Origin of the sequence: Streptomyces aureus, from assembly GCF_001418135.1 — a bacterium.
GTDB classification, from domain to species: domain Bacteria; phylum Actinomycetota; class Actinomycetes; order Streptomycetales; family Streptomycetaceae; genus Streptomyces; species Streptomyces aureus_A.
In genome coordinates, this window is record NZ_LIPQ01000229.1 from 1 (window position 1) to 25,912 (window position 25,912).

At 72.2% G+C, this 25,912-nt stretch carries 23 protein-coding genes and 1 pseudogene; 17 read left to right on the plus strand and 7 right to left on the minus strand.

Annotated elements, in window-relative coordinates; translation table 11 throughout:
• The first annotated feature begins 198 nt into the window (after positions 1 to 198).
• The 8 genes and pseudogenes from AOK00_RS19665 to AOK00_RS19695 all read left to right on the plus strand — a co-directional run bounded on the left by AOK00_RS19665 (position 199) and on the right by AOK00_RS19695 (position 9,031).
• Entirely contained in the window at positions 199 to 1,677 is a 1,479-nt protein-coding gene (locus tag AOK00_RS19665) for an FG-GAP repeat domain-containing protein (protein ID WP_367870048.1), read from the plus strand.
• Positions 1,678 to 2,173: 496 nt separating this feature from the next.
• A pseudogene (locus AOK00_RS39125) lies at positions 2,174 to 2,320 on the plus strand (peptidase C39 family protein); the annotation flags it as partial.
• A gap of 65 nt (positions 2,321 to 2,385) precedes the next feature.
• Positions 2,386 to 3,288 carry a polymorphic toxin-type HINT domain-containing protein gene (locus tag AOK00_RS19670; RefSeq protein ID WP_055601616.1) on the plus strand — a complete coding sequence of 301 codons (903 nt, stop codon included), beginning with the start codon at positions 2,386 to 2,388 and terminating at the stop codon, positions 3,286 to 3,288.
• A complete protein-coding gene (locus AOK00_RS19675) occupies positions 3,288 to 3,692 on the plus strand; it encodes a hypothetical protein (protein WP_055601617.1) in 405 nt (134 codons plus the stop codon). Before AOK00_RS19670 ends, AOK00_RS19675 begins: the two co-directional genes overlap by 1 nt.
• Before the next feature lie 303 nt (positions 3,693 to 3,995).
• A complete protein-coding gene (locus AOK00_RS19680) occupies positions 3,996 to 5,171 on the plus strand; it encodes an acyl-CoA dehydrogenase family protein (RefSeq protein WP_055601618.1) in 1,176 nt (391 codons plus the stop codon).
• Between the two features lie 67 nt (positions 5,172 to 5,238).
• Positions 5,239 to 5,802, plus strand: coding sequence for a dihydrofolate reductase family protein (locus tag AOK00_RS19685; protein WP_055601619.1), 564 nt, complete (start codon positions 5,239 to 5,241; stop codon positions 5,800 to 5,802).
• 711 nt (positions 5,803 to 6,513) lie between these two features.
• Entirely contained in the window at positions 6,514 to 7,650 is a 1,137-nt protein-coding gene (locus AOK00_RS19690; protein ID WP_055601620.1) for a DUF7064 domain-containing protein, read from the plus strand.
• Between the two features lie 289 nt (positions 7,651 to 7,939).
• Positions 7,940 to 9,031, plus strand: coding sequence for a phosphotransferase family protein (locus AOK00_RS19695; RefSeq protein ID WP_055601621.1), 1,092 nt, complete (start codon positions 7,940 to 7,942; stop codon positions 9,029 to 9,031).
• 34 nt (positions 9,032 to 9,065) lie between these two features.
• Here AOK00_RS19695 and AOK00_RS19700 read toward each other — a convergent pair whose 3' ends face one another.
• Positions 9,066 to 9,434, minus strand: a complete 369-nt coding sequence (locus AOK00_RS19700) for a hypothetical protein (RefSeq protein ID WP_055601633.1) — start codon at positions 9,432 to 9,434, stop codon at positions 9,066 to 9,068.
• A gap of 225 nt (positions 9,435 to 9,659) precedes the next feature.
• Here AOK00_RS19700 and AOK00_RS19705 point away from each other — a divergent pair, with 225 nt between their 5' ends.
• The 4 genes from AOK00_RS19705 (at position 9,660) to fxsA (ending at position 13,939) form a co-directional block, all read left to right on the plus strand.
• On the plus strand, positions 9,660 to 10,100 hold the full coding sequence (locus tag AOK00_RS19705; RefSeq protein WP_017242178.1) for an Lrp/AsnC family transcriptional regulator: 441 nt from the start codon (positions 9,660 to 9,662) through the stop codon (positions 10,098 to 10,100).
• Positions 10,101 to 10,350: 250 nt separating this feature from the next.
• Positions 10,351 to 11,994 (plus strand): amidohydrolase, encoded by a 1,644-nt coding sequence (locus tag AOK00_RS19710; RefSeq protein ID WP_055601622.1) that lies wholly within the window; start codon positions 10,351 to 10,353, stop codon positions 11,992 to 11,994.
• A 501-nt stretch (positions 11,995 to 12,495) separates the two neighbouring features.
• A complete protein-coding gene (locus tag AOK00_RS19715; protein WP_055601623.1) occupies positions 12,496 to 13,272 on the plus strand; it encodes a polyprenol monophosphomannose synthase in 777 nt (258 codons plus the stop codon).
• Between the two features lie 73 nt (positions 13,273 to 13,345).
• Positions 13,346 to 13,939 carry an FxsA family membrane protein gene (gene fxsA / locus AOK00_RS19720; RefSeq protein WP_055601624.1) on the plus strand — a complete coding sequence of 198 codons (594 nt, stop codon included), beginning with the start codon at positions 13,346 to 13,348 and terminating at the stop codon, positions 13,937 to 13,939.
• 120 nt (positions 13,940 to 14,059) lie between these two features.
• On the opposite strand, the gene AOK00_RS19725 is transcribed toward fxsA, so the two are convergent.
• From AOK00_RS19725 to AOK00_RS19740, 4 genes are all read right to left on the minus strand, one after another.
• Positions 14,060 to 14,434: an RNA polymerase-binding protein RbpA gene (locus AOK00_RS19725; protein WP_015032218.1), complete on the minus strand. Its 375-nt coding sequence runs from the start codon at positions 14,432 to 14,434 to the stop codon at positions 14,060 to 14,062.
• Between the two features lie 255 nt (positions 14,435 to 14,689).
• On the minus strand, positions 14,690 to 16,060 hold the full coding sequence (locus AOK00_RS19730) for an MFS transporter (RefSeq protein WP_055601625.1): 1,371 nt from the start codon (positions 16,058 to 16,060) through the stop codon (positions 14,690 to 14,692).
• A gap of 70 nt (positions 16,061 to 16,130) precedes the next feature.
• Entirely contained in the window at positions 16,131 to 16,895 is a 765-nt protein-coding gene (locus AOK00_RS19735; protein WP_055601626.1) for a glycerophosphodiester phosphodiesterase family protein, read from the minus strand.
• Complete coding sequence (locus AOK00_RS19740) at positions 16,892 to 17,560, minus strand: YczE/YyaS/YitT family protein (protein ID WP_055601627.1); 669 nt, start codon at positions 17,558 to 17,560, stop codon at positions 16,892 to 16,894. Before AOK00_RS19740 ends, AOK00_RS19735 begins: the two co-directional genes overlap by 4 nt.
• A gap of 102 nt (positions 17,561 to 17,662) precedes the next feature.
• Here AOK00_RS19740 and AOK00_RS19745 point away from each other — a divergent pair, with 102 nt between their 5' ends.
• Positions 17,663 to 19,162: a PLP-dependent aminotransferase family protein gene (locus AOK00_RS19745; RefSeq protein WP_055601628.1), complete on the plus strand. Its 1,500-nt coding sequence runs from the start codon at positions 17,663 to 17,665 to the stop codon at positions 19,160 to 19,162.
• A gap of 81 nt (positions 19,163 to 19,243) precedes the next feature.
• On the opposite strand, the gene AOK00_RS19750 is transcribed toward AOK00_RS19745, so the two are convergent.
• On the minus strand, positions 19,244 to 20,869 hold the full coding sequence (locus AOK00_RS19750; protein WP_055601629.1) for an ATP-binding protein: 1,626 nt from the start codon (positions 20,867 to 20,869) through the stop codon (positions 19,244 to 19,246).
• 37 nt (positions 20,870 to 20,906) lie between these two features.
• Positions 20,907 to 21,101: a hypothetical protein gene (locus AOK00_RS19755; protein WP_015032212.1), complete on the minus strand. Its 195-nt coding sequence runs from the start codon at positions 21,099 to 21,101 to the stop codon at positions 20,907 to 20,909.
• A 307-nt stretch (positions 21,102 to 21,408) separates the two neighbouring features.
• On the opposite strand from AOK00_RS19755, the gene AOK00_RS19760 reads away from it, so the two are divergent.
• The 4 genes from AOK00_RS19760 to AOK00_RS19775 form a co-directional block, all read left to right on the plus strand.
• The gene (locus AOK00_RS19760; RefSeq protein ID WP_055601630.1) at positions 21,409 to 21,801 is read left to right on the plus strand and encodes an ankyrin repeat domain-containing protein; all 393 of its coding nucleotides are present in this window, start codon (positions 21,409 to 21,411) and stop codon (positions 21,799 to 21,801) included.
• Between the two features lie 256 nt (positions 21,802 to 22,057).
• Positions 22,058 to 23,473: a hypothetical protein gene (locus AOK00_RS19765; RefSeq protein WP_055601631.1), complete on the plus strand. Its 1,416-nt coding sequence runs from the start codon at positions 22,058 to 22,060 to the stop codon at positions 23,471 to 23,473.
• 630 nt (positions 23,474 to 24,103) lie between these two features.
• Positions 24,104 to 25,225, plus strand: a complete 1,122-nt coding sequence (locus AOK00_RS19770) for a glycosyltransferase family 4 protein (protein ID WP_055601632.1) — start codon at positions 24,104 to 24,106, stop codon at positions 25,223 to 25,225.
• A partial coding sequence (locus AOK00_RS19775) for a glycosyltransferase (protein ID WP_159041805.1) occupies positions 25,222 to 25,912 on the plus strand: 691 nt, incomplete at its 3' end. The genes AOK00_RS19770 and AOK00_RS19775, both read left to right, overlap by 4 nt.

Here is a 25,912-nt window from a genome sequence, read left to right on the forward strand (position 1 = left end):
AGAGTTGTATAAGAGACAGCCACCGCCCCCACCAACCTCGACCTCGGCCCCGACTTCAAGTGCACCACGACACCCCCCTACGTCAGGGTCGGCGCCGAGGCCATCACCTTCACCGCCCGGTCCACTGACAAGGACGGCAACCTCGACTACATCGACTTCGCCATGTGGCCGACGAACAAGTTGCACATCACCGGCGACATGCTCAAGTCGACAGGAACGGTGTCGGTGGGCGGGGACACCAGCGTGGCCCTGCGCACCACCCCGGGTTTCTCCACCAGCGGTCTGGTCAACAACACCATGTACTCGTGGTCGGTCCGGGCGATCGACGACGCCGGCGCCTCCTCGCCGTACGCGCCGGCCACGCTTCCCTGCCGCTTCATCTTCGACAGCGCCGCCCCCGCCCCCCCGAGAGTCGGTTCCAACGACTTCCCCAACGCAGACAACGGCGAGAACAGCTTCGGAAACGACGCCGAGGACACCAACTGGTCGAAGCTGAAGTTCGGCACCCCCGGCACCGTCTACTTCCGGGCCCTGGACAGCGACGTCATCCGGTACGAATACGGTTTCAACACCAACAGCTACCCCGTCTCCCTCACTCGCGCCAGCGGCACCCCCGTGACCACCTGGGCCACAGCCGGTGCCGTCAAGCCGCCCTCGGCCGGCCCCAACGTCCTCTACGTCAGAGCCGTCGACGGCGCAGAGAACGTCTCCCCACCTACGAAATTCCTCTTCTACGTCACCCCCCGCGATCAGGCGGACGCCGCCGGCGACTTCACCGGTGACAGACTCCCCGATCTGTTGGCCCTCAACTCCGCCAGCAACCTGCGCCTCTACCCCTCACACGCCGTCACGAACCTCTCCAAAGGCACCGGAGACGTCGAGTCGTCCATGTCAGGCGCTTACCGCGACAACCCCGACAAGGACCCCAACGGCGGAGACACGGAAGAGATGTTCACCGCCCCGCTCTCCGGCCACTTCACCGGCGCACTGATCACCCACAACGGCGACTTCTACGGCGGCGACGGCCTGCAAGACCTCATCGCCCGTGTCGGCGACAGGCTGTGGGTCTACCCCGGCGACGGCTACGGAGCCGTCAACATCAACAAACGCCGCGAAATCCTGCTCCCCGCCAACGCACCCGCACCCACCACACTCAGCCAGATCACAGCCACCGGCGACATCACCGGAGACGGCCTCCCCGACATGTTCGCCACCACCGGCCAGCAGCTATGGGCCTTCACCGGCTACACCGGAGCCGCCTTCAGCGAAGCCCGGCTGCTCACCAGCACATCGTGGGCTGCCACCCGCGACATCGTGAGCGTCGCCGACATCAGCGGGGACAACGTACCCGACCTCCTCTTCCGCACCGAGGAAACCGGACGCGGCCTGCTGCTGCGCCACGGCAAACCCGCCACCGGCGGCGTCGACCTCAACTCGCTGGCCACCGACACCAGCTCCAAGACCGGCAAGGACGAGGTCTACGGAACCGGCGGCTGGACAGCAGCCTCCATACCCATGATCGTCGGAACCCCCGACGCCAACGGCGACGCCATCCCCGACCTCTGGGCAATCAAGAGCGACGGAAAACTCTACTTCTACCCCGGCGGCCCCAGCGCGCACGGTGCCTCCTTCATCGCCGGCGAAGGCGGGTGGACCGCCCTGCGCGCCATCGGCTGACACACACCAAGGGCAGGGCCGCCGCAACCGGCGGACCCTGCCCCGCAGTACCTGCACCACCCCGCCAGCAGTCCCAACCAACCAGCCGTTGCCAAATCTCCGCCGGAGAGAATTGCCGCTGCTGGTGGAAGTTTGGACTCTCGTTGTGGTGGTTGTAGTGCATCCAAGAGACCGGCTTCCCGAGATGGACGGCAAGTGTCTTGACGTCCCGCATTGGCTCACTCGCAAACAATTCCTCTGCGCCTACTTCAGCTGCTCGCGAGGACGACGGTATTGAGGAAGGTCGTACCAAGCGTGTGGAGGGCTGTCGCACGGCGAGCGGCGCAGAGCCAGCACCGATCCAGCACGATGCACCCGAATGGACCGGAACGGACGCCAGCGGAAGTCAGCACCAGGTCAGCACCAGCACGTTCGCGCTTGACTTTCCGCACTTGCCGCGCGCCTCTGACCTGCATGTTTGTGCGAGAGGGCGTTGCGTGGTAAGAGGCGCCCCTCCCATTTGGAGAACATCTTGCTCCGCACCAAGCGCTACGACGCGAACGGCAAGGTCAGAAGTGGTACGGGCGGTGTCTGCTACCTCTATTGGCCTGCCAGGCCGGCACCCGGTCAGCACCGCGCGCTGCAGGCGCTCGGCCTGGCGTGAGCACGTGCGGCCCCACGGCCGTCCCGACGACCTGACGGACAGCGTGCCGGTCGGTCAACGGGCGGGTGGGCGAGGGGAGTCCGCCCAAGGCGGCCGAGACCGCACCCGTACCGAAGGCGGCGGACAGCCCTCCCGCACCGAAACCGGCCGACAGCGGATCGGCCCCCAAGGCCGCCGACAACGGGGCGGGGAGCTGCGGCACCGGCAACAGCTTCACCCCGGACACCGGGGTCGTGATGGCCGACGGCAGCCACAAGGCCATAGGCCAGGTGCGGATCGGCGACGCGGTCACCGCCACCGACCCGGTGACCGGGGAAACCGGCCCGCGCACGGTCACCGCGCTCGTCACCGGTGAGGGCCGCAAGAACCTGGTCGAGATCACCGTCACCGACCCCGACGGACATGCCGGCAAGGTCGTCGCGACGGACGAGCACCCGTTCTGGGCGCCCGGACTGGGCAAATGGGTGTACGCCAAGGAGATCGTCCCCGGAATGCTGCTGCGGACCGGAAACGGCTCCTCCACCCAGGTGGGCGTCGTGCGGGCGTGGCTCCAGTACCAGCGGGTCCACAACCTCACGGTCGATGACCTGCACACGTACTATGTGCTCGCCGGAACCACGCCGGTCCTGGTGCACAACTGCGACTTCGTCGTGGGCTCGAACGGAACCGTCGTACCCACCAGCGCGTCGAGATTGGAATCCGGTTTGCAGTCCGCCGTCAATTCCGGAGAGCCCGGGTTCAGTACGTTCCCGACTCGTTCGGCAGGTGTCGGGTACGAGCTGCCGGACGGTAGCAGGGTGCGGATCATGCAGCCCTCCGCCAATGGGAACGCCGGCCTTCGGGCGTCGTTCACGAACGGCTCGGACGCACCTGTGAGCCCCTTCACCGGAAAGCCTGTTCAGCCGCCCCGCGGCGTCAATCCGAAGCAGTACGTCCGCGAGCGTACACATGTCGAACTGAGGCCGTGATGGAGTCGGTGCTGGAGGAGATCCGAGGGTTTCTTCCGCTCGCGGTGACCACGGTGGAAGCGGATACCGACGGCGTCTGCCTCCAAGGGGATCGCTGGCGACTGCGCATCAACACCAGCTGGCGGGTGACTCAGAGCGGCCAGATCACCATGTCACCGGGTCTGACGAGAGAAGGGTCGTCCTTCCACGGCCTGGAGGATCTTGTGGGTGATGAAGTGGTCGACGTCGGCGTCCAAGGCGTTCGATTCCAACAGGACCTGTACGTGGTGACCCGCGCAGGGCGGATCCTGGAAATCTTCAGTGACTTCCCCTACGGGGAATGGCTGTTGTCGATCTCGGCGACGGGCGATGAGGGAAGAACCCCGATCTTCGATCTCGAAGGCCCGGTTTCCGACATCACCTGACAGGGGATCCAGCGCCGGTCCCGGCCGGCTCCGCGCCCGGCGGCACGACGCGAGCGGGAACGTGGTCTCCGGCACAGGAGGGGTCCGTCACCGCTGCCTCCCCGACCGGCCCTCGACTGCGCAGCGCGAGGCACGGACCCGTCGGCCTCCCCGGTGTCGCCGCACGCGGTCGCGGCCGTACCTCGGCGTCCGTGTGATCCCCCGGTCGCCGGGTGATCCCGATGCCTCGAACGGGCATACTCCCCGCGACCCCGCGCGCCCCGCACGCCCGTGCCCGCGCCCGGCAGGGAGGAGCGCCCGGCCATGGCCGACAGCACCCCGGACGGCGTCGAGCGCCGGCTGCCCACCGACGAGGCCCGCGAGCTGCTCGCCCTGACGCGGGACATCGCCCGGCGGGAGATCACCCCGCGCGCCGCCGAGGAGGAGGACGCGGGACACTTCCCCCGTGAGCTGTTCACCCTGCTGTCCCGCTCCGGGCTGCTCGGACTGCCCTACGACACCGAACACGGCGGGGGCGGGCAGCCGTACGAGGTCTACCTCCAGGTCCTGGAGGAGCTGGCCGCCGCCCGGCTCACCGTCGGGCTCGGCGTCAGCGTCCACAGCCTCTCCTGTCACGCGCTCGCCCGCTACGGAACCGACGAGCAGCGTGCCGCCCATCTGCCCGCGATGCTGGGCGGTGGCCTTCTCGGCGCCTACTGCCTCTCCGAGCCCTCCGCCGGATCGGACGCGGCGGCGCTCCGTACCCGGGCCGTCCGGGACGGCGTCGGCGGCGACTGGGTGATCGACGGCACCAAGGCATGGATCACCCACGGCGGGATCGCCGACTTCTGCACGGTCATGGCCCGGACCGGGGAGGAGGGGGCGCGGGGCATCACCGCCTTCCTGGTGCCGGGGGACGCCCCGGGGCTGAGCGCGGCCCCGCCCGAACGGAAGATGGGCATGAAGGGCTCGCCCACGGCGCAGCTCCACTTCGACGGGGTACGGGTCCCCGACGCGCGGCGCCTCGGCGCGGAGGGCCAGGGCTTCGCCATCGCGCTCGACGCCCTGGACTCGGGGCGGCTGGGCATCGCCGCCTGCGCGGTCGGGCTCAGTCAGGCGGCCCTCGACGTGGCCGTCGCGTACGCCGGGGAACGCCGCCAGTTCGGCAGGCCGATCGCCGACTTCCAGGGGCTCCGCTTCCTCCTCGCCGACATGGCGACCCAGGTGGAGGCGGGACGGGCGCTCTATCTGGAGGCGGCACGGCTCCGGGACGAGGGGCGGCCCTTCGGCCGCTGCGCGGCGATGGCCAAGCTGTTCTGCTCGGACGCCGCCATGCGGATCACGACGGACGCGGTGCAGGTGCTCGGTGGGTACGGGTACACGGCGGACTTCCCCGTGGAGCGGTATCTGCGGGAGGCGAAGATGCTCCAGATCGTCGAGGGCACGAACCAGATCCAGCGTGTGGTGATCAGCCGGGCGCTGCTGAAGGGTGGAAGGTAGCAGGGCAGCCGGACCCGCCCTCGCGAGGATCTCCGCGCGGGGCTCCCGTTCCCGAGGAGGACTTCTGATGCGCAGCGTGACGTACTCGATGGGCGTCTCGCTCGACGGTTACATCGTCGGGCCGGACGGCGGCTTCGACTGGACGGCCCCCGAAGACGAGGTCTTCCGCTTCTGGATCGACGAGATCCGGGGCGTCGGCGTCCATCTGCTGGGGCGACGGCTGTACGAGACGATGCTGTACTGGGAGACCGCCGACCAGGATCCGTCGCTCGACGACGCCGGCCGCGAGTGGATCGAGCTCTGGAATCCGCTTCCGAAGGTGGTCTTCTCCCGCACGCTGTCGGAGGTGCGGGGCCATGCCCGCCTGGCCTCCGGTGGGTTGGCGGAGGAGATCGAACGGTTGCGCGCCGAGCCGGGAGAGGGCGCCATCGCGATCGGCGGCGCGACGCTCGCGGCCGAGGCGGCCGAGCTGGGCCTGATCGACGAGTACCAGATCATGGTCTACCCGGTGCTGGTCGGTGGTGGCATTCCGTTCTTCGCCCGGAACGAGCGCCAGGTGGAGCTCGAACTCGTCGAGACCCGCACGTTCGGCCCCAGGGTCGTGTACCTCCGCTACCGCGTGGCGCGCTAGGCAGGCCGGTTCAGCACGCCGGGCCGGCAGGTGGCGCGCGCCGGGCAGGCCGGTCAGCGCGCTGGGCGCGGGCAGGGCTCTCGCGCCTGGCGGGGCCGGTTCGCACGCCGGGCAGGGCGGACCCGCACGCCGGGCAGGCCGGACCCGTCCGGCCGTACCGCGTGTCCGCGTCCGTTCCCGTCAGAGCCGCCGGGTGGTCACCGTCCGTCGCCCGGCCGGACCAGAGTCCCGCTGACTCGTACCGTGCGGTCCGCCCAGACGGGGCCCGAGGCGAGCCGCGCCCACTCCTGGTCGCGGTGGCCCGGGAGGGTGCGTCCCTGGCTCGCCCAGAGCGAGAGCACGGCCTTGTAGATGGGCGGGTCGGCGGGGAGGTGGGTCGCCGCCGATGCCGGTGCCTGCGCCGGTACGGGGACCGGGACCGGCGCAGGGGGATGTGTCGGAGTGGCTGCCGGTGCGGGCGCCGACGGCGGGTGAGGAACCGATTCTTCAAGGCGCGGCTCGGCCTGTCGGTGCCGACCGATTCCGCTGGGGGTCGTGTACAGCGTGGTCATGCCCGGACCAACGCGTCCCGGCGGCCGTGGTCACCGCCGAGGGGATTCGAGCGGCAGTTCGTCCGGTACCCGGTGCACGACTCTGGCCCCCCAGCACGAACCTGACGTACCGTCAGTTTCCCTCGCGGAAGACACGCGTTCGCCGACCAGGAGGTCAGCCATGTCCGTGCACCGGCAGGTCGACGACCGGCCCGTCGCTCTCGACGAATATCCCGTGCACCAGGCCCCGCTCTCGATGAAGCACCACGTCAGCGGCGACCGCAACGCGTACGACCGGTGCATATTCCACGTCTTCGACCACACCGGCCGCGCCCTGCTCATCGCCGGTCTCGGGGTCTACCCGAACACCGGGGTCATCGACGCCTACGCCACTCTCCGCGTCGGCGACCGGCTGCACGCCGTCCGGGCCTCCGACGCGCTCGGCGACGACCGGACGAACCTCTCCGTCGGCCCGTTCACCATCACCGTCGACGAGCCCCTCAAGCGCCTCTCGCTGCGCTGCGAGACCGATCCGAACGACCCAGGGGGCCTCTCGTGCGACCTGAGCTGGACCGGCGACTTCCCCGCCGTCTGGGAACCCCACCACACCCAGCGGCACGGCGGCCGCCTCACCCTGGAGGGCCGTCGCTTCGTCCAGGCCGGCCACTGTGCGGGCACGATCAGGGCGGGTGGCGAGGAGTTCGCGGTCACGACGGGGGAGTGGACCGGCACCCGCGACCGCAGCTGGGGAGTCCGTCCGATCCCCGGTGAGGAGCCCGGCCGCGGCGCCGAGTTCCGCCCCGAGGGCTTCCACTGGCTCTGGATCCCGATGCGTTTCGAGGACCGCTTCCTCATGGTCATCGCCCAGGAGGACGCCGACGGCTATCGCACCCTCAACGAGGCCCTGCTCGTACGGAACGGCCAGCGTGACACCCAACTCGGCTGGCCCCGCACCGAGATCACGTACCGCACGGGCACCCGCCACCCGGAACGGGCCACCGTCCACCTCACCGACCCGACCGGGAAGCCCCTGGAGATCGGCGTCGACATCCTCGCCTCCTCCCCGCTCGCCGTCGGCGCCGGCTATCCGCCCGCCACCGACTGGCAGCACGGCACCTGGCAGGGCCGCGGCTGGACCGACCGGCGCGTCTACGACCTCACGGATCCGGCCGCCCACCCCATGGCGGCGTACGGCGTGACCGACCACGCCGCCCGCTTCACCCTCGACGGCCACACCGGCTACGGCATCTTCGAGCACGGCTCGTTCGGCCGCCACGACCCCAGCGGCTTCGCCGACCACACGTCGACGGCCCGCTGAGCAACCTTCGGCGGGCCGCTCGACGGCGCGGACGCGAACGTGCTCGTCGGGCCGCTCGACGCGCGGACGGAGGAATTTTCGCCCCCGTGTCGGGCGGACCGCCGACGCGCTTCCTCAGCGGCCCGTCGCTCCGGTCTTCCCGAGTCCACAGCCCTCGTGCCGGTCTTCCCGGCCGACGGCCCGGTGCGTCGGTCTTCCCGGGTCGACGGCCCGTCGTGCCGGTCCTCCCGAGTCAGCGGCCCCTTGTGCCGAACCCCTCTCACGTCAACGGCCCTCCGAGGAGCTCCCCGTGACCTCTGCGCCCCGCCCCCGCACCACCACCCGCGACCCCGAGGAGCTCGGGCGCCGGCTCACCGCCTGGCTGGACCGGCGTCTGCCCGGCGCCCGGGTCACCGGGCTCGCCGTGCCCGGGTCCAACGGCATGTCCAGCGAGACCCTGCTCTTCGACCTCGACCACCCGGACGCCCCGGTACGCGGCTGCGCCCTGCGGCTGGCCGCCGACCCCGCGGCGTACGCCGTGTTCCCCGTGTACGACATGGCACGCCAGCACCGGGTCATGCGGCTGGTCGGCGAACACACCGACATCCCCGTACCGCGCGTGCTGTGGCTCGAAGAGGACCCCGAGCCGCTCGGCGCGCCCTTCTTCGTGATGGCCCGCGCCGAGGGCCGGGTCCCGCCGGACGTCATGCCCTACACGTACGAGGGGAACTGGCTGCACGCGGCCACCGACGACGAACGCGCCCTGCTGGAGGCCGAGTCCGTCTCCGTCGTCGCGCGGCTGCACGACCAGTTCCCGGTGAAGGAGGCCGAGTTCCTGCTGCCGGACGGCCCGGGAACACCGCTGCGTCGTCATGTCGACGCCCAACGCGCCTACTACGCCTGGGTGGTGGACGGGCTCGCGCCCTCGCCGCTCATCGAATCGGCCTTCGACTGGCTGGAGGCGCACTGGCCGGCCGACGAGGGACCGGCCGTCCTCGGCTGGGGCGACGCGCGCATCGGGAACATCGTCTACGACGGATTCGTCCCCGCCGCCGTCCTCGACTGGGAGATGGCGGCCTGTGTCCCGCGTGAGGTCGACCTCGGCTGGGCGGTCTACCTGCACCGCTTCTTCCAGGACCTGACCGTCGGCTTCGGCCGGCCGGGGCTGCCCGGTTTCCTGCGGCGCGACGCGGTCGAACGGCGCTACGCGGACCTGACCGGACACACCCCGCGCGACATGGAGTTCCACACCCTCTACGCGGCGCTGCGGCACGCGATCGTGATGCTCAGGATCGCGTACCGGCAGGCCCACTTCGGCGAGGTCGAGGTACCCGCGGACCCCGACGGCCTGATCCTGCACCACGCCAGCCTGGCGGCGATGGTGCGGGGAAGCTACTGGTGAGCGGAGGGGCCCGGAGGCCCCGTCCGGACGGGGCCTAGGCCGCGCGCCGCATCTGCGGCACCCGGATCGGGCGCGAGCCCGGTCCGCCGACGTGCGAGAACGGCTGCGTGCGCCAGTCGAGACCCTGGGGGAGCGTCAGGAGCAGGGCGGTGTCCTGCTCCTGGACCTCCAGGGTGTCGTCGGCCGGGCGGGCCTCGGTCGCCGACAGGCCCGTACCCGGGCAGACCGTCAGGACGAAGGGGTTCCACGGCGTCGGGCAGAGCGCGTGCTCCGGCAGCGCGTCCTCGTCCGCGAGCAGCGCGATCGGCTGCACGCACTCCGGGCAGATGACCCGGAACATCTCAAAGGTGTCGTACGCGTCGAGCTCTTCGGACGTCTCGACCGAATCAACAGGCTCCTGCATGGAGAATCTCCCCCTCGGGTGGGTCGGCCGGATCTGTACGGCCTCGACCACAGCAAGCACTTCCCATGCGGCCGTCCGCATAATCGTGTGGCAGTACCCCAGGCCGGACGCAAACCTGTGGCGTTCGTCACATGCCCGCCGCAGGTGCCCCGTGATGACCCATACCGCCCGATTGTGGTCGACCCCAGCCGTGCCGCTCCCCTCCCGGAGCAATAGGGTCACCGCATGGAGGAGCTGGATCGTCAGATCGTCGAGTTGCTCGTCAAGGACGGGCGCATGAGCTACACCGACCTGGGCAAGGCCACGGGCCTGTCCACGTCGGCGGTGCATCAGCGCGTCCGTCGTCTGGAGCAGCGCGGAGTCATCCGCGGCTATGCGGCCGTCGTGGACCCGGAGGCCGTGGGCCTGCCGCTGACCGCCTTCATCTCGGTCAAACCCTTCGACCCCAGCGCCCCCGACGACACCCCCGACCGGCTCGCCGACATCCCGGAGATCGAGGCCTGCCACAGCGTCGCCGGTGACGAGAACTACATCCTCAAGGTCCGGGTCGCCACCCCGCTGGAGCTGGAGCACCTGCTCAGCCGCATCCGCTCCCAGGCCGGCGTCTCCAGCCGCACCACCGTCGTCCTCTCCACCCCGTACGAGGCGCGGCCGCCGCGCATCTGACCGGGACGGCCGCGCGCGCGTGGTGCCGTACGACACCGTCGTGGGCCCCCCACGCGCGTGGGGGGCCGCACGGCGCGCGTGGGGGGCCGTACGCCGCCCGAGTGGGGCCGTGCGACCGACGCGTGTGCCCATACGACCGACGCGTGTGCCCCTACGACCGACGCGTCCGCGGGCAGTACCGCGTGCGCGTCGGGGCCTCAAGGGGGACCTGCCGGACAAACCGGCTCCCGGCAGGTCCTAGCCTGGTCGCATGAGTGAGTCCATGCCCCCTGCGTCTCCCGCCGAACACCGCACCGTCCTGCTGCGCGGTGGAGAAGTCCACAGCCCCGCCGACCCCTTCGCCACCGCCATGGTGGTGGAGCGCGGGCACGTCGCCTGGGTGGGCTCGGAGGGCGCGGCCGACGCCTTCGCCACCGGCGTGGACGAGGTGGTCGACCTGGAGGGCGCGCTCGTCACCCCGGCGTTCGTCGACGCGCATGTCCACACCACCGCCACCGGCTTCGCCCTCACCGGGCTCGACCTGTCCGCCGCCGCCTCGCTCGCCGAGGCGGCGGAGCTGATCCGCGCCCACGCCGCCGCGCGCCCCGAGGACCGCATCCTCATCGGACACGGCTGGGACGCCTCCCGCTGGCCCGAGCGCCGGCCGCTCACCCGAGCCGAACTCGACGGGCTCACCGGCGGCCGCCCGCTCTACCTCACCCGTATCGACGTCCACTCGGCCGTCGTCACCACCGCCCTCCTGGATCTCGTCCCCGGCGTTCGCGACCTGGACGGCTTCCACGACGGACAGCGGCCGCTCACCGGCGACGCCCACCACGCCGTGCGGGCCGCCGCCTTCGGTGCCGTCTCCGCGCGCCAGCGCACCGAGGCGCAGCGCGCGGCCCGGAGCCGGGCCGCCTCCCTCGGCATCGGCACCCTGCACGAGTGCGGCGGCCCCCGCATCTCCTCCGAGGACGACTTCACCGGCCTCCTGGACCTGGCCCGCGACGAGGCCGGTCCCCGGGTCGTCGGCTACTGGGCGGACCTCGACGTCGAGCGGGCCCGTGCCCTCGGCGCCCTGGGCGCGGCCGGCGACCTGTTCGCCGACGGCTCCCTCGGCTCCCACACGGCCTGCCTGCACGAGCCGTACGCCGACCACGCCGACGCAGGCCACACGGGGGCCGCCCACCTGGACGCGGCCACCATCGCCCTGCATGTCGTGGCCTGTACCGAGGCGGGCCTCCAGGCCGGCTTCCACGCCATCGGGGACGCCGCCGTGACCGCCGTCGTCGAGGGGGTCAGGGCGGCCGCCGAGAAGCTCGGCCTGGCGAGGATCCGGGCCGCCCGGCACCGCGTCGAGCATGTCGAGATGCTCACCCCCGAGACCGTCGCCGCCTTCGCCGAGCTCGGCCTCACCGCCTCCGTCCAGCCCGCCTTCGACGCTCTCTGGGGCGGTGAGGAGGGCATGTACGCCGACCGGCTCGGCGCCGAGCGGGCCCGCACCCTCAACCCGTACGCGGCGCTGCTGCGTGCCGGTGTGCCGCTGGCCTTCGGCTCGGACAGCCCGGTGACCCCGCTCGACCCCTGGGGCACCGTCCGGGCCGCCGCGTTCCACCGCACCCCCGAGCACCGGATCTCCGCCCGGGCCGCCTTCACCGCCCACACCCGGGGCGGCTGGCGGGCCGTGGGCAGGGACGACGCGGGGACGCTCGTGCCGGGCGCACCGGCCGACTACGCGGTCTGGCGCACCGAGGAACTCGTCGTCCAGGCCCCCGACGACCGGGTGGCCCGCTGGTCCACCGACCCGCGCTCCGGAACGCCCGGTCTGCCCGATCTGTCCCCCGGAGTCGATCTCCCCGTCTGTCTGCGGACGGTCGTGTACGGACAGCCGGTGTTCGTACGGCCGAACGAGTGATGTAGGGATATGTCCCACCCGGGACACCCCTTCCGTACGCTTGTCCCCGACCTGCGGATCTTCCCCTCCGGCCTGGCCTTTTGGGGAGTCTCCGCAGGTCAAGCGGGTGTTGACAGTCGACCGTCGGGGGCGGGTAGGTTCTCCGCGTCCACCACAGGACGTCCGACCGGACAGCATCTCCACGCATTCGCCGAACGCCGCCCGCGCCTCGGCCGCGAGGGAAGGTTTCTCCGGCGGAAGGTGCGACCCGGGTGGGGCCCGGACGTTCAGTAGACAACGGCTTTCGGTCGATCCGCCGCCAGTGGATCCCGGGTCGGACCGAAGGACGACGGGCCCCGCACCGCACGTCACACGCGTGTACGGCCCCGCCGGCCGCCGCCTCGCCCGCGGGTCCGGACTGCGTCGACCGCCGCCCCGACCCTCACAGAAGACCCGCCGCGCCGGAGCACTCCGGGGACCTCGCTATGGTGGGGGCCTGTGTATGTATCCGAAGGGGCAGTAGTGAACGACGGTGGCCAGAGGCGTTACGGCCCGCTCGGCAAGGCCTTGGTGATCATTCCGACCTACAACGAGGCGGAGAACATCAAGCCGATCGTCGCGCGGGTCCGGGAAGCCGTACCCGAGGCGCACATCCTCGTCGCCGACGACAACAGCCCTGACGGTACGGGCAAGTTCGCGGACGAGATCGCGTCCGACGACGACCATGTGCACGTCCTCCACCGCAAGGGCAAGGAGGGGCTCGGCGCCGCCTACCTCGCCGGCTTCCGGTGGGGCATCGAGCACGGGTACGGCGTCCTCGTCGAGATGGACGCCGACGGCTCCCATCAGCCCGAGGAGCTCCCGCGGCTGCTCACCGCCCTCAAGGGCGCGGACCTCGTCCTCGGCTCCCGCTGGGTGCCGGGCGGCCGCATCGTGAACTGGCCGAAGTCCCGCGAGTTCATCTCCCGGGGCGGCAGCCTCTACTCGCGCGTGATGCTCGACGTGCCGATCCGCGACGTCACCGGCGGCTACCGGGCCTTCCGCAAGGAGACCCTGGAGGGCCTGGGCCTGGAGGACGTGGCCTCGGCCGGCTACTGCTTCCAGGTCGACCTGGCCCGCCGCGCCGTCGCCGCCGGCTTCCATGTCGTCGAGGTCCCGATCACCTTCGTGGAGCGCGAGATCGGCGACTCGAAGATGAGCCGGAACATCGTGGTCGAGGCGCTCTGGCGGGTCACCGGCTGGGGCCTGTCGGCGCGGGCGGAGAAGGTCGGCAGGATGCTCGGACGCAAGGCCTCCTGATCCCCTGCCGGGGCGTCCGGTGCTGATCGTTCCTTTACGACGTTCCGGCGGGGCGCCAGGCACACTGGGGACCATGACGACCGGCGCAACGCCTCCCCTCGCCCCGAAGCGCTCACGCGCGCGCAACCTCCTTCCACTCGCCGTCGCCGCCTGGCTGGTCCTGGAGATCTGGCTTCTCACGGTGGTGGCGGACGCTGCGGGCGGGCTGACCGTCTTCGCCCTGCTCGTCGGCGGCATCGTGCTCGGTGCCGCCGTCGTCAAGCGGGCGGGCCGCCGTGCCTTCCGCAATCTCAGCTCGACCTTCCAGCAGGCCCAGGCCGCCGCACAGGCGGGTACCGCGCCGTCGGCGCCCGAGCGGACCGGCGCGGAGGACCGCAACGGCTTCCTGATGCTCGGCGGTCTGCTGCTGATGATCCCGGGCCTGGTCTCGGACGTTCTCGGTCTGCTCCTGCTGATCCCGCCGGTCCGCTCGCTCCTCGGGCGGTACGCGGACAGGGCCGCCGAGCGCCGGATGGCCGCCGCGCCTCCCGGCAGCCTCCAGGACGCCTTTCAGCAGGCTCGTATCCACCGCCCCGACGGCAAGGTCGTGCAGGGTGAGGTCATCCGTGAGGAAGCCGCTCAGGGCCCGCGTCGGGCCGACGAGCCCCGCCCGCCCCTGACGTCCTGATGTTCCCACTGTGGCCCCGCTCCTCCGTCGTGACGGAGGAGCGGGGCAACGGAAACGCCGCGGGGCCCGGTACACAGTTCGTGTACCGGGCCCCGCGGCGTTGTACTACCGGTGCGTCCGCTAGGCGGACTTGCGGCTGTCGCGCGGATGCACGGCGATGTTCATGGCGCCGGAGCGCAGGACGGCCAGCCTCTCGGCGAGGACCTCCTCCAACTCCTCGCGGGTGCGTCGCTCCATGAGCATGTCCCAGTGCGTACGCGCAGGCTTGCCCTTCTTCTCCTCAGGTCCGTCCCCGTCCACCAGGAGTGCCTGGATTCCGCAGACCTTGCACTCCCACTCCGGCGGAATTTCCGCTTCCACCGAGAAGGGCATCTCAAAACGATGGCCCTTCTCGCATGCGTACTCCACGGCCTGGCGCGGGGCCAGATCGATGCCGCGGTCGGTCTCGTAGCTCGTCACCACGAGGCGCGTGCCGCGAAGAGCTCGCTCACTCATGAATCGTGCCTCCCGGGCTTGTCGCCCACAGGACAGGTGTCGCTGTCGTCGTTATCCGGTCAACGTCCGGTCGGCGGTAAAGATTCCCGTGCCGGGTCATGCGTCGCCCGTCGTGCCGCCCCTTGTTGTACCCACCAGTGCCCGTTTTGTCACATCTGACGGCAGATGTGACCCGGTGTCTTCACCAAAGCAGCACGCAGTAACGGTCCGCCTGGCAGGCCAAACGCGTACACTACCGCCCTTTCACTGCCACGTCTAAATACGGTCGGGTATCGGGTTCCCGGCGGCCTCCACCGCGCGCCGTACCGGCACCCGGGCGAGCAGGACGAAGCCGACCACGAAGAAGATCACCAGGGAGATGATGGCATCCCGGTAGCTCCCGGTCAGCTGATACGCGAGACCGAACACGAGTGGACCCAGCCAACTGAGCCCCCGGTCGCTCATCTCGTACGCCGAGAAGTACTCCGCCTCCTTGCCGCGCGGCACCAGATGCGAGAACAGCGAGCGCGACAGAGCCTGGCTTCCGCCCAGTACCAGGCCGATCGCGGCCGCGAGACAGAAGAAGAACACGGGCGCGTCGGGCGGCAGGAGATAGCCCGCCACCAGGATCAGCGTCCAGACCGCGAGCGATCCCAGAATCGTCCGCTTGGCGCCGTAGGACCGGGCGAGTCGCCCCATCCCGAGCGCGCCCGCCACCGCGAGCACCTGGACCAGCAGGACCGCCGTGATGAGCGTGGTCTGGTCGAGGCCCAGTTCCTCCGAACCGAACACCGAGGCCTGGGAGATCACCGTCTGCACGCCGTCGTTGTACACCAGGTAGGCGAGCAGGAAGGAGAGCGTCAGCGGATGCCTGCGCATGTCCTTGAGGGTCGCCCGCAGCTGCCGCCAGCCGCTGCCGACCGTCCCCCCGCCGGCTCCCTCCCGCCCCTCCGGGCCGACCTGGCGGTCCCGCAGCCGTCGCAGCGGTACGACGGTGAAGGCGCCCCACCAGACACCGGCCGAGGCCAGACAGATCCGGACCGCCTCGCCCTCGGTGAGGCCGAAGGAGTCGTGGCCCGAGTAGAGGATCAGATTCAGTACGAGGACCAGCGCGCCGGACGTGTAGCCGAAGGCCCAGCCGCGCGAGGAGACCGCGTCCCGCTCGTCCGGCTCCGCGATCTGCGGCAGATAGGCGTTGTAGAGCACCATCGAGACCGAGATCGAGGCGTTCGCCACGATCAGCAGGAACGTGCCCAGCAGATACCGGTCGCCCGCCAGGAAGAACATGCCCGCCGTGGCCGTCGCGCCCACGTAGGCCGCGGCCGCGAGCAGCGGCTTCTTCCGGCCCGTACGGTCCGCGATCGCGCCGACCAGCGGCATCAGCAGGACCGCGACCACGATCGAGGCCGACACGGCGTACGCGAAGAGCGAGCCGGCCCGCACGGGTATCCCGAGCGGGTGCACATAGCCCTCCGCGTCGGCCGCCGCCCGGGCGACCGAGGTCAGGTACGGGCCGAGGAACACGGTGAGCACGCTCGTCGAGTAGACCGAGCACGCGAAGTCGTAGAAGTACCAGCCCCGCTGTTCCCGCTTGCGTTCGGCGGGATCGGAGGCGTACTCCTCCGGTTCGGTGGTTCCAGCGGTCAAGGCCGCGCCCCCTCGTTCGTCCCCGTGACCGGGCCCGGTGATCCGGGTCCGGAGCCACCGGGACGCGCGCTCAGGCCCACACGCCCCGCTCGGTCAGCACCGAGCGCAGCGTCTCCAGTTGATCGGTCATGATGCCATCGACCCCGAGGTCGAGGAGAGTGTTCATCCGCGCCGGATCGTTCACCGTCCACACATGGACCTGGAGTCCGCGCGCGTGCGCCTCCCGGACGAAGCGGCGGTCCACCACCGGGATGCCGCCCTGCCGCTCGGGGACCTGCGCGGCGATCGCCCCGGCCCGTACCGCCGCCGGTATGCCGAACGAGCGCAGCCGCAGCCCGATCACCCCGCGCACCCCGAACGAGGTGGCCAGCCTGGAGCCGGCCATCTGCTGGGCCCGCGCGACCCGGGCCTCGGTGAACGAGCCGACGCAGACCCGGTCCCAGGCCCGCTTCTTGCGGATCAGGTTCACCAGCGGATACAGCGCCGACTCGGCCTTGAGATCCACGTTCCAGCGGGCCTCCGGGAACTCGTCCAGGAGGTCGGCGAAGAGCGGCAGCGGTTCCTTGCCCGCCACACGGGCCTCCCGCACCGCCGCCCACGGCAGGTCGCCGATCCGGCCCGAGGCGTCCGTGACGCGGTCGAGGGTGGCGTCGTGGAAGGCGACGAGAGCCCCGTCCGACGTCGTGTGCACATCGGTCTCGAAGTAGCGGTAGCCCGCGGCGGCGGCCCGGCGGAAGGCGGCCGCGGTGTTCTCCAGGCCGTTCGCCGTTCCGCCGCGGTGGGCGAACGGGAGGGGCGCGGGATGGTCGAGGTAGGGGTGGCGTACGCGAGTCACCGCCGCAGTATGGCGCCTTCCGGTGTCGCGGGGGCGACCGAGGTGCTTCCGGAGTCCGGCTCGGGAACGGCGAACCAGCGGAGGAAGAACTGGGCGAGGGGTCCGATGGCCAGCGCGTACAGCACCGTGCCGACACCGACCGAGCCGCCGAGCAGGAAGCCGGTGGCGACCACCGCCACCTCGATCGCCGTCCGCACCAGCCGGATCGAGCGGCCGGTGAGCCGGTGCAGACCCGTCATCAGGCCGTCGCGCGGGCCGGGGCCGAACCGCGCCGCGATGTACAGGCCGGTCGCCACCCCGTTGAGGACGATGCCCGCCACGAGAAGCGGGATCCGCCCCGCCAGGCCGTGGACGTCCGGAACGAGCGCCAGGGTGCCGTCCATCGCCAGGCCGATCGCGAACACGTTGGACACCGTGCCGAGCCCCGGCCGCTGCCGGATCGGGATCCACAGCAGCAGCACCACGGCCCCGACGACGATCGACACCACACCGATGGTCAGGCCCGTCTTCTCGGCGAGGCCCTGGTGGAGCACGCCCCAGGGCTCCAGACCGAGACCGCCGCGGACCAGCAGCGCCGAGCTGACCCCGTACAGCGTCAGCCCCACGTAGAGCTGGACGAGCCGACGGGTGAGGTGCCGGCCGTGGAGGCCGGAGGCGATGGACAAGGTTCTTCCCCCAGGGTGGTGGTAGTGGACTGGCTCATGACACTCTGTGGCGGTGGAACGGGTGCCAACCATGGCCAATTCGAGGAAGGTGGACTGATTTCGATGGCCCAGTGGACTTCGGCGGTAGGACCGGCTCAGCTCGCCCGGCAGCTCCAGGCGCAGCAGCCGCGGCCCGCCGGACCCGGGACGCGGAAGCCGCCCGCCTACCGCGCCCTGGCCGACGGGATCCGGCTGCTCGTCCTGGAGGGCCGGGTCCCCGTCGCCGCCCGGCTGCCCGCCGAGCGGGAACTCGCCCTCGCCCTGACGGTCAGCCGTACGACGGTGGCCGCGGCGTACGAGGCGCTCCGCGCCGAGGGATTCCTGGAGTCGCGGCGGGGGGCCGGCAGCTGGACCGCCGTACCGGCCGGGAACCCGCTGCCCGCCCGAGGACTCGAACCGCTGCCCCCCGAGGCGCTCGGTTCGATGATCGACCTCGGCTGCGCCGCGCTGCCCGCGCCCGAGCCCTGGCTCACCCGCGGCGTCCAGGGCGCCCTTGAGGAACTGCCCCCCTACGCCCACACGCACGGCGACTACCCGGCGGGGCTGCCCGCGCTGCGGCAGATGCTCGCCGACCGCTACACCGCGCGCGGCATCCCCACGATGCCCGAGCAGATCATGGTCACGACCGGTGCCATGGGGGCCATCGACGCGATCTGTCACCTGTTCGCGGGTCGCGGTGAGCGCATCGCCGTCGAGTCCCCGTCGTACGCCAACATCCTCCAGCTGATGCGGGAGGCGGGGGCCCGGCTCGTGCCCGTCGCGATGTCCGAGGGGCTCGGCAGCTGGGACGTGGGCCGCTGGCGTCAGGTGCTGCGCGACGCGGCACCCCGCCTCGCGTACGTGGTGGCCGACTTCCACAATCCGACCGGCGCCCTGGCCGACGAGGACCAGCGCCGGCAGCTCGTGGACGCCGCCCGCTCGGCCGGCACCGTCCTCGTCGTGGACGAGACCATGGCCGAGCTCCACCTGGACGACGACCTGGAGATGCCCCGGCCGGTCTGCGCCTTCGACCCGGCAGGCTCCACCGTCCTCACGGTCGGCTCGGCGAGCAAGGCCTTCTGGGCGGGCATGCGCATCGGCTGGGTCAGGGCGGCGCCCGACGTCATCCGTTCCCTGGTGGCCGCGCGCGCGTACGCCGACCTGGGCACCCCCGTCCTCGAACAGCTCGGCGTGAACTGGCTCATGCGCACCGGCGGCTGGGAGGAGGCCGTCACCCTCCGCCGCGACCAGGCGCGGGAGAACCGGGACGCGCTCGTCGCCGCGGTCCGCAGGGAACTCCCGGAGTGGGAGTTCTCGGTGCCGCGCGGCGGCCTCACCCTCTGGGTCCGCACCGGTGGTCTCTCCGGCTCCCGACTCGCCGAGGCGGGGGAGCGGGTCGGTGTCCGGGTCCCCTCGGGCCCCCGGTTCGGCGTCGACGGGGCCTTCGAGGGCTTCGTCCGGCTGCCCTTCACGGTCGGCGGACCGGTCGCCGACGAGGCGGCCGCCCGGCTGGCCGCCGCGGCCCGGCTGGTCGAGTCGGGCGCGGGCGGGGGAACCGAACCGCCGCGCTCGTTCGTGGCGTAGCCGCCCGCGCGATCGCACGTCATGCGAAGAGGCCGGTACGGACCTGGGGTCCGTACCGGCCTCTTCGCGCGCGCGTGGTGCTCAGCCCTCCGCGGGAACGGGGGCGTGCAGCGGGGCCGGGCCGGGGGCCGGCTCGGCGCGCGGCGCCGGGGCCGGTTCGGGGCTCTTCACGGTGACCGTCTCGATCGCCATGGTCGTCGCCGCGCGGCGCTCCGGGAGGAGTTCCAGCACCGCCTGCCGGTGCGCCTCGCTGGTGGCGTCGTCGTACGGGTCGGGGGTCGCCGGCACCTGGAGGCGCAGCACCGGTCCGCTGCCCAGGCGTGCGTAGCCGCGGCCCGCGGGGACCTGGGGCGTCGGGGTCGTGTGCGGTTCGGTGCCGAGGACGGCGGCGATCTGGTCGGGGGAGGCGGGGCCGAGCACGATCCGGGCCCTGGTGTGGCTCCGTACCGCCTCGCTCAGCGTGTCCGCGCTGTCGAACTGCTCGGCGACCACCACCGTGACCTGGGCCGCGCGACCGTGCCGAAGCGGCACCTGCAGCAGCTCCTGCGGGTCGGTACGGCCGTCGGCGGCCGCCAGGTCGCCGAGCGCGCTCGGCCGGTCGAGGAGGATCCAGAGCGGCCGCCGGGTGTCCTCGGGGGCCGGGTGGCCCGCCTGCCGGGCCCGGTTGGCGGCGATCAGCCGTCGTTCCGTCTCGTGCGCCGCCCACTGCAGGGTGGCCAGCGAGCCGGAGAGTCCGCACTCGACGGCCAGGACGCCGTCGCGGCCGGTGAGGCACGCGTACTCGCCGGTGCCACCGCCCTCGACGATCAGCACGTCGCCGTGGGGGAGGGCCTGGAGTGCGATCGAGCGCAGCAGGGAGGTGGTGCCGCTGCCCGGCTGGCCGACGACCAGCAGATGCGGCTCGGTGGAACGGGGGCCGGTGCGCCAGACGACGGCCGGCGCGTCCTCCGTACCGTCCGGTGCGACCACGGGCACGGTCCGCTGCACGGCGTCCGCGTCGGTGAAGCCCAGGACGGTCTCGCCCGGCACGGTGACGAAGCGCTGGGCGGCGATGGTGGTGGGCAGGGCGGGCAGCACGCTCATGACGAGCCGGTTGCCCTCCTCGTCCCAGTCGAAGCGGTACTCACGGCCGCGCCCGGACTTGGCGTGCAGCAGCTGCTCGATGCGCGCGCGTGCGGCGGGCTCGCCGTCGGTGAAGTACGGAGGGTAGGCGATCTTCAGTCGGGTGGGACGCCCGTCCTCGTCGAAGGCGTACTCCGTGAAGGCGCCGCTCCAGTCGCCGCCGTGGGCGAAGAGCGGGGCGGGGTCCTCCGGGACGGAGAAGTAGGGCACGAGGGCCTCGTACAGGCCCTTGAGCCGGGCGATCTCGGCGTCGTCGGGCCCGGTCCTGACGACCGGGCGCTCGCGCCCCCTCCACGCGGCCGCCGCCATGAGCGTGACGAGCGCGAGGAGCGGTCCGTAGGGCATGAGTGCGACGACCAGGACGCAGGCCGCGACCAGGAGCAGCGTCGGTCCACGCCGTTCCTTGGGGGTCGCGGCCCACCTGACGCGCGCGGACGCGGCCAGCTTCCGCAGACCACGGGAGACCGTGATCAGTGGATGGAGCACGTCGGTGGCACTGTCGGCGGCCGTGCGCGCGATCTCTCGACTACGAGCGATCTGTGCGCTGCCGCTGCTCAGAATGCGGGGGAGTGGTCGCCGGGCCACGAAGTACTCCTGAGGTGGTGGAAGGGACGGAAGGGCGTCAGAACTTGATCCCGCCCAGGAGGCCGGCGAGGCTCTGCCCGCCGGCCGTGATGCTCGGGGCGATGGCCGTACCCGCGAGGTAGAAGCCGAACAGCGCGCTGACGAGGGCGTGCGAGGCCTTCATCCCGTCCTTCTTGAAGAACAGGAAGCAGATGATGCCGAGCAGGACCACGCCTGAGATGGACAGGATCATTGGTTGTTCTCCTGGTTGAGGGGACAGTCACCATGAGTCCTTCCAAGTTCACAGCAAGTATCTATGTGACTAAAGGTGCATTAGGGTGAAAAACGGGTGATTTCACTTGACCGGCGGACGTCGAACGGGCTGTCGAGTGGCGAAATGCCCGGCGTGCGCTAGAGGAGCGGCCGGCTGCGGACTGCCGTGATCTTTGCCTCGGCCGGGCGCGGTCATGTCACCGAACGGGCAGTACCCTGTCGATTCACTCGTACGGCCGCGCTTGCCGTGCACAGGTCGACAACGCAGGAGAAGGGCGGGCCCACCGATGAGCGAGACTCCGGACCCCGAGGTCATCGAGCTGGCGTCCAAGGTCTTCGACCTCGCCCGCACCGGGGACGCCGACGCGCTGGCCGCCTACGTCGACGCGGGGGTCCCCGCGAACCTCACCAACGACAAGGGTGACTCCCTCGTCATGCTCGCCGCCTACCACGGGCACGCCGCCGCGGTCTCCGCCCTCCTCGCGCGCGGTGCCGACGCCGACCGCGCCAACGACCGCGGCCAGACCCCGCTCGCCGGAGCCGTCTTCAAGGGCGAGGACGCCGTCGTCCGCGCCCTGCTCGCCGGCGGCGCAAATCCGGAAGCTGGGACTCCGTCCGCCGCCGACACCGCACGGATGTTCGGCAAGGCCGAACTCCTCGAGCTCTTCGGATCCCGGTGAACGAGCGCTGAACCCCAGGTGAGAGCGGCGTCGTAAATGTGGTCGCGGTGGCGAAATGGGTGGGTCATCATGACGTCGGGCCCGGCAAAACGGGCCACCGACGAGAGGCTGAGGAAGATGGTCACTGGCAGGCGATGGACGACGAGCGGCCCGACATGTTGCCGCACGGCCTAGGCGCACGGGCGATGTACCGCCCGACCCGGGTCTTCCCGGTATCCCCCGGTCGTGTCGACAGCTTGATGTGAGGCGTCTCCCCATGTTCGATCCAGTCATAGCGCCGAGCGGCACCCTGCTCGGTCTGCTGCAGCGGGGCCGCGGCGACGGCACCCTGCACGCACTCGCCGCGCCACGCGCCGAGGCCCTCGCGGCCCTCAATCACTGCGTTCTCGACGACCCCCGCCACGACTGGCAGGTCGAGAACCGCTCCCTCTACTACGCCCGTCTCTACCTGGACCTCCACGGAGGTCTCGACGAGATCGAGGCGCATCTCTTCGGCGCCGAGGACATCCTCGACACCGAGGAGTCCAGGACCGGGCTCGCGCTCGCCGTCCTCGGGCACCTCGCCTCCTACGGACGCCAGGACGCCCTGCTGCTGCTCCGGCGGTACGCGGCGACCGGCACCAACTGGGCCTGGGCCCTCGACGAGCTGGCGCTCCGCGACGACGACGCCGGACTGCGCGCGCTCGCCGTTCCCGTGCTGGCCCGCTTCCCGGCCGACGCCGAGGGCGACGCCGAGCTGGCCGGCGTCGTACGGGACGCCTTCGAGCCCCGCCCGTGGCGGCTGTGGGCCGAGGACCAGCGCGACGCCGTGGGCGCCCGGGTCAGAGCCGCCCAGGAACAGGGCTCCTTCGACCGCTGGCAGCGCCAGATGCGCCCCGCCGGGCCCCGCCCCGGCTGGAGCGTGCGCGCCGTCCTCGACTGGGCCCAGGAGGGCTACGAGCGCGGAGCCGTGCTCCACGGCCCCGCCGCCCGCTGCCTCACCGCCGTCGCGGGACCCGAGGACCGGCCCGAACTCCTCGCAGCGGCCCGGCACGGCTCGGTGGGAGCCCGGGGCGCCGCCCTGCACCACCTCGCCGAGTCACGGGACCCCGCCGTCCTCGACCTCGTCGAGGCCGCCGCCGACGGCGACTCCCCCGAGGCCGCCGAGGCCGCGATCGCCGCGTACCGCCGCATGTGCGGAGAGGACGCCGTCGCCCGCGCCCGCGCGTGGGTCCGCCGGACCGACGCCCTCGGCGCCGCCGCCGCCGATGTCCTCGCCTGCCGTGGCACCGCCCAGGACTCCCCCTCCGTCCTCGGCGCGCTCCGCGACACCATCCGCTCCGAAGGCCCCGACGCGCCCGCGCTCGGCGGGCTCGTGGACGGCGCGGGCCGCCTCGGCATCGCCTGCGCCGCCCCCGTGCTGCGCCACGTCTACCGCGAGACGGCCTCGTCCCAGCTCCGCGGGCGCGTGGCCCGCGCCCTCGCCGCCACCGACCCCACCTTCGCGACCGGCTTCGCCGTCGAATGCCTCTGGGACTGCGAGGAGACCACCCGCGAGGTCGCGGCCCAGCACGCCGAGACCGGTGACGTGCGCGTCGCCGAGCGATTGCGCCGCCTCGCGGCGGACCCGGCCGAGGAGGTCGAGGTCCAGACCGCGGTACGCAACCGCATAGGCCCGGACCTCCAGGTCTGACGCGGCCCGGTCGAGGTCCGGCCCCACCGGCCGGACCCGGTCGTCCCCGCCACCCGGCTCCGGGGCGGCGCGGCCCCCGGCGGAGAACCCGCCGTGCGAGGCCCCGCTCCGGAGGACCGGGCGAGGAGCGGGGGCGGCCCGCGGGCGTGCGGGCCTTCCGGCCCCTTTCGGTCTTCCGGCGTTTCGGTCTTCCGGCGTTCCGGTCTTCCGGCCTTCCCGTGTTCCGGTGTTCCGGTCTTCTGGCGTTCCGGTCTTCTGACGTTCCGCCTTCCCGCCTTCCCGCGTTCCGGCGTTCCGCTCTTCCACCGGCCCGGGACCGGGAACGCCGCGGCGGACGGGGCGAACCCGGCCGACGGGCCCGGTGTCCGATCGCCTCCGGTCCGTGGTGAGCCCGTCGACGGGGCGAACCCGGCCGACGGGCCCGGTGTCCGATCGCCTCCGGTCCGTGGTGAGCCCGTCCCGGAACCCCGCGCTCGGTCGCCTCCCGTCCTTCCCGAGCCCGGCGGCAGACCCGGGCGCGCCCGATCGTTCCCGGCCGGCGAGCGCCCCGCGCGAAACGCTCATGGGACGTTCCCTCCCCGTCCAGATCGACGTTGGCGGGGACACGCCGAACGCGACGACAACACCCGTATGCGTGTCGTCATCGTCACCGAATCCTTTCCTCCCGACGTCAACGGTGTGGCGCACTGCGCCCTGCAGACCGCGCGCCACCTCGTCCGGCGGGGCCACACCCCGCTCGTCATCGCCCCCGCCGTCGCCGACCCGGCCGCGGACGCAGACGCCCCCTGCGCCGTCGTCCGGGTGCCCTCCCTCCCCCTTCCCGGCTATCCGCAGGTACGCGTCGCCCTGCCCAGCCGTCGCGTCGCCGCGGCCATCGCCGCCCACCGCGCCGACCTCGTCCACCTCGCCGGACCGTTCGTCCTCGGGGTGCGCGGGATGACGGCCGCCACCCGGCTGGGCATCCCCGCCGTCGCCGTCTACCAGACCGATCTGGCCGGCTACGCCCGCACCTACGTGGGAACCGGCGAAGGCGCAGCCTGGCGCCGCCTCCGCGCCGTCCACGGTGCCGCCGACCGCACCCTCGCGCCGTCCTCCGCCGCCGTCCGCGACCTGGAGGCGCACGGCATCGGCCGCATACGGCTCTGGGGCCGCGGGGTGGACACCGCCCGCTTCAGCCCCGAGCTGCGCGACGAGGCCCTGCGCGGGGAACTCGCCCCGAACGGGGAGCTCCTCGTCGGGTACGTCGGCCGCCTCGCCCCCGAGAAGCGCGTGGACCTCCTCGCCGGAGCGGGAAAGCTCCCCGGCGTACGGCTGGTGGTCGTCGGGGACGGGCCGAGCGGGCCGGCGCTGCGCGGCGCCCTGCCGGACGCCCGGTTCCTGGGCCGCCGCACCGGCGACGACCTCGCCCGGATCTTCGCCTCGCTCGACGTGTTCGCCCACACCGGCCCCTTCGAGACCTTCTGCCAGACGGTCCAGGAGGCCATGGCGAGCGGCGTCCCGGTCATCGCCCCCGCCGCCGGCGGCCCCCTGGACCTGGTCGACCACGGCCGCACCGGACTCCTCGTACCCCCGGGGGACCCGGAGGCGCTGCACGAGGCCGTCACCGCCCTCGCGGCGTCACCCGACCTGCGGGCCGCGTACGGCCGGGCCGGCAGGGCCGCCGTCGAGGGCCGCACCTGGGAGGCCCTCGGCGACGAGCTGATCGGGCACTACCTGGAGGTCCTGCGGGAACGGACGGTGGTGGCGGCATGAGCGGCGACCGCGGCGGGCTCCGCATCGTGCGGCTCGCCAACTTCGTGACGCCCACCTCGGGCGGCCTCCGCACCGCTCTCGACCAGCTCGGCCGGGGCTACCGGGAGGCCGGGCACGACCCGGTCCTCATCGTCCCCGGCGATGCCGCGAGCGATGCCCGCACCGAGCAGGGCCGGGTCATCACCCTCCCCGGCCCGGTGCTGCCCGGCACCGGCGGCTACCGGGTCCTCGCCGACCGGCGCCGGGTGCGCCGCCTCCTCGACGACCTCGCGCCCGACCGGATCGAGGTCTCGGACCGTACGACCCTGCGGTGGACGGGGGAGTGGGCGCGACGCGCCCGCGTGCCCTCGGTGATGGTCTCCCACGAGACGGCCGACGGCGTGCTGCGCACCTGGGGTGTGCCGCCCGCCCTCGCCGCCCGCGCGGCGGACCGGCTGAACCGCCGCACGGCCTGGGCGTTCGCGCGGATCGTCTGCACGACCGAGTGGGCGGAGCGGGAGTTCGTCCGGATCGGGGCGCGCAACGTCGTGCGGGCCCCGCTCGGTGTGGACCTGGACCGCTGCAGGCCCGGCCGCCGCAGCACCGCGCTCCGCGCCCGGCACGCGGACGGGGCGCGGGTGCTGCTCCTGCTCTGCTCACGCCTCTCCGTCGAGAAGCGGCCGGGAACCGCCCTGGACGCGCTCGCCG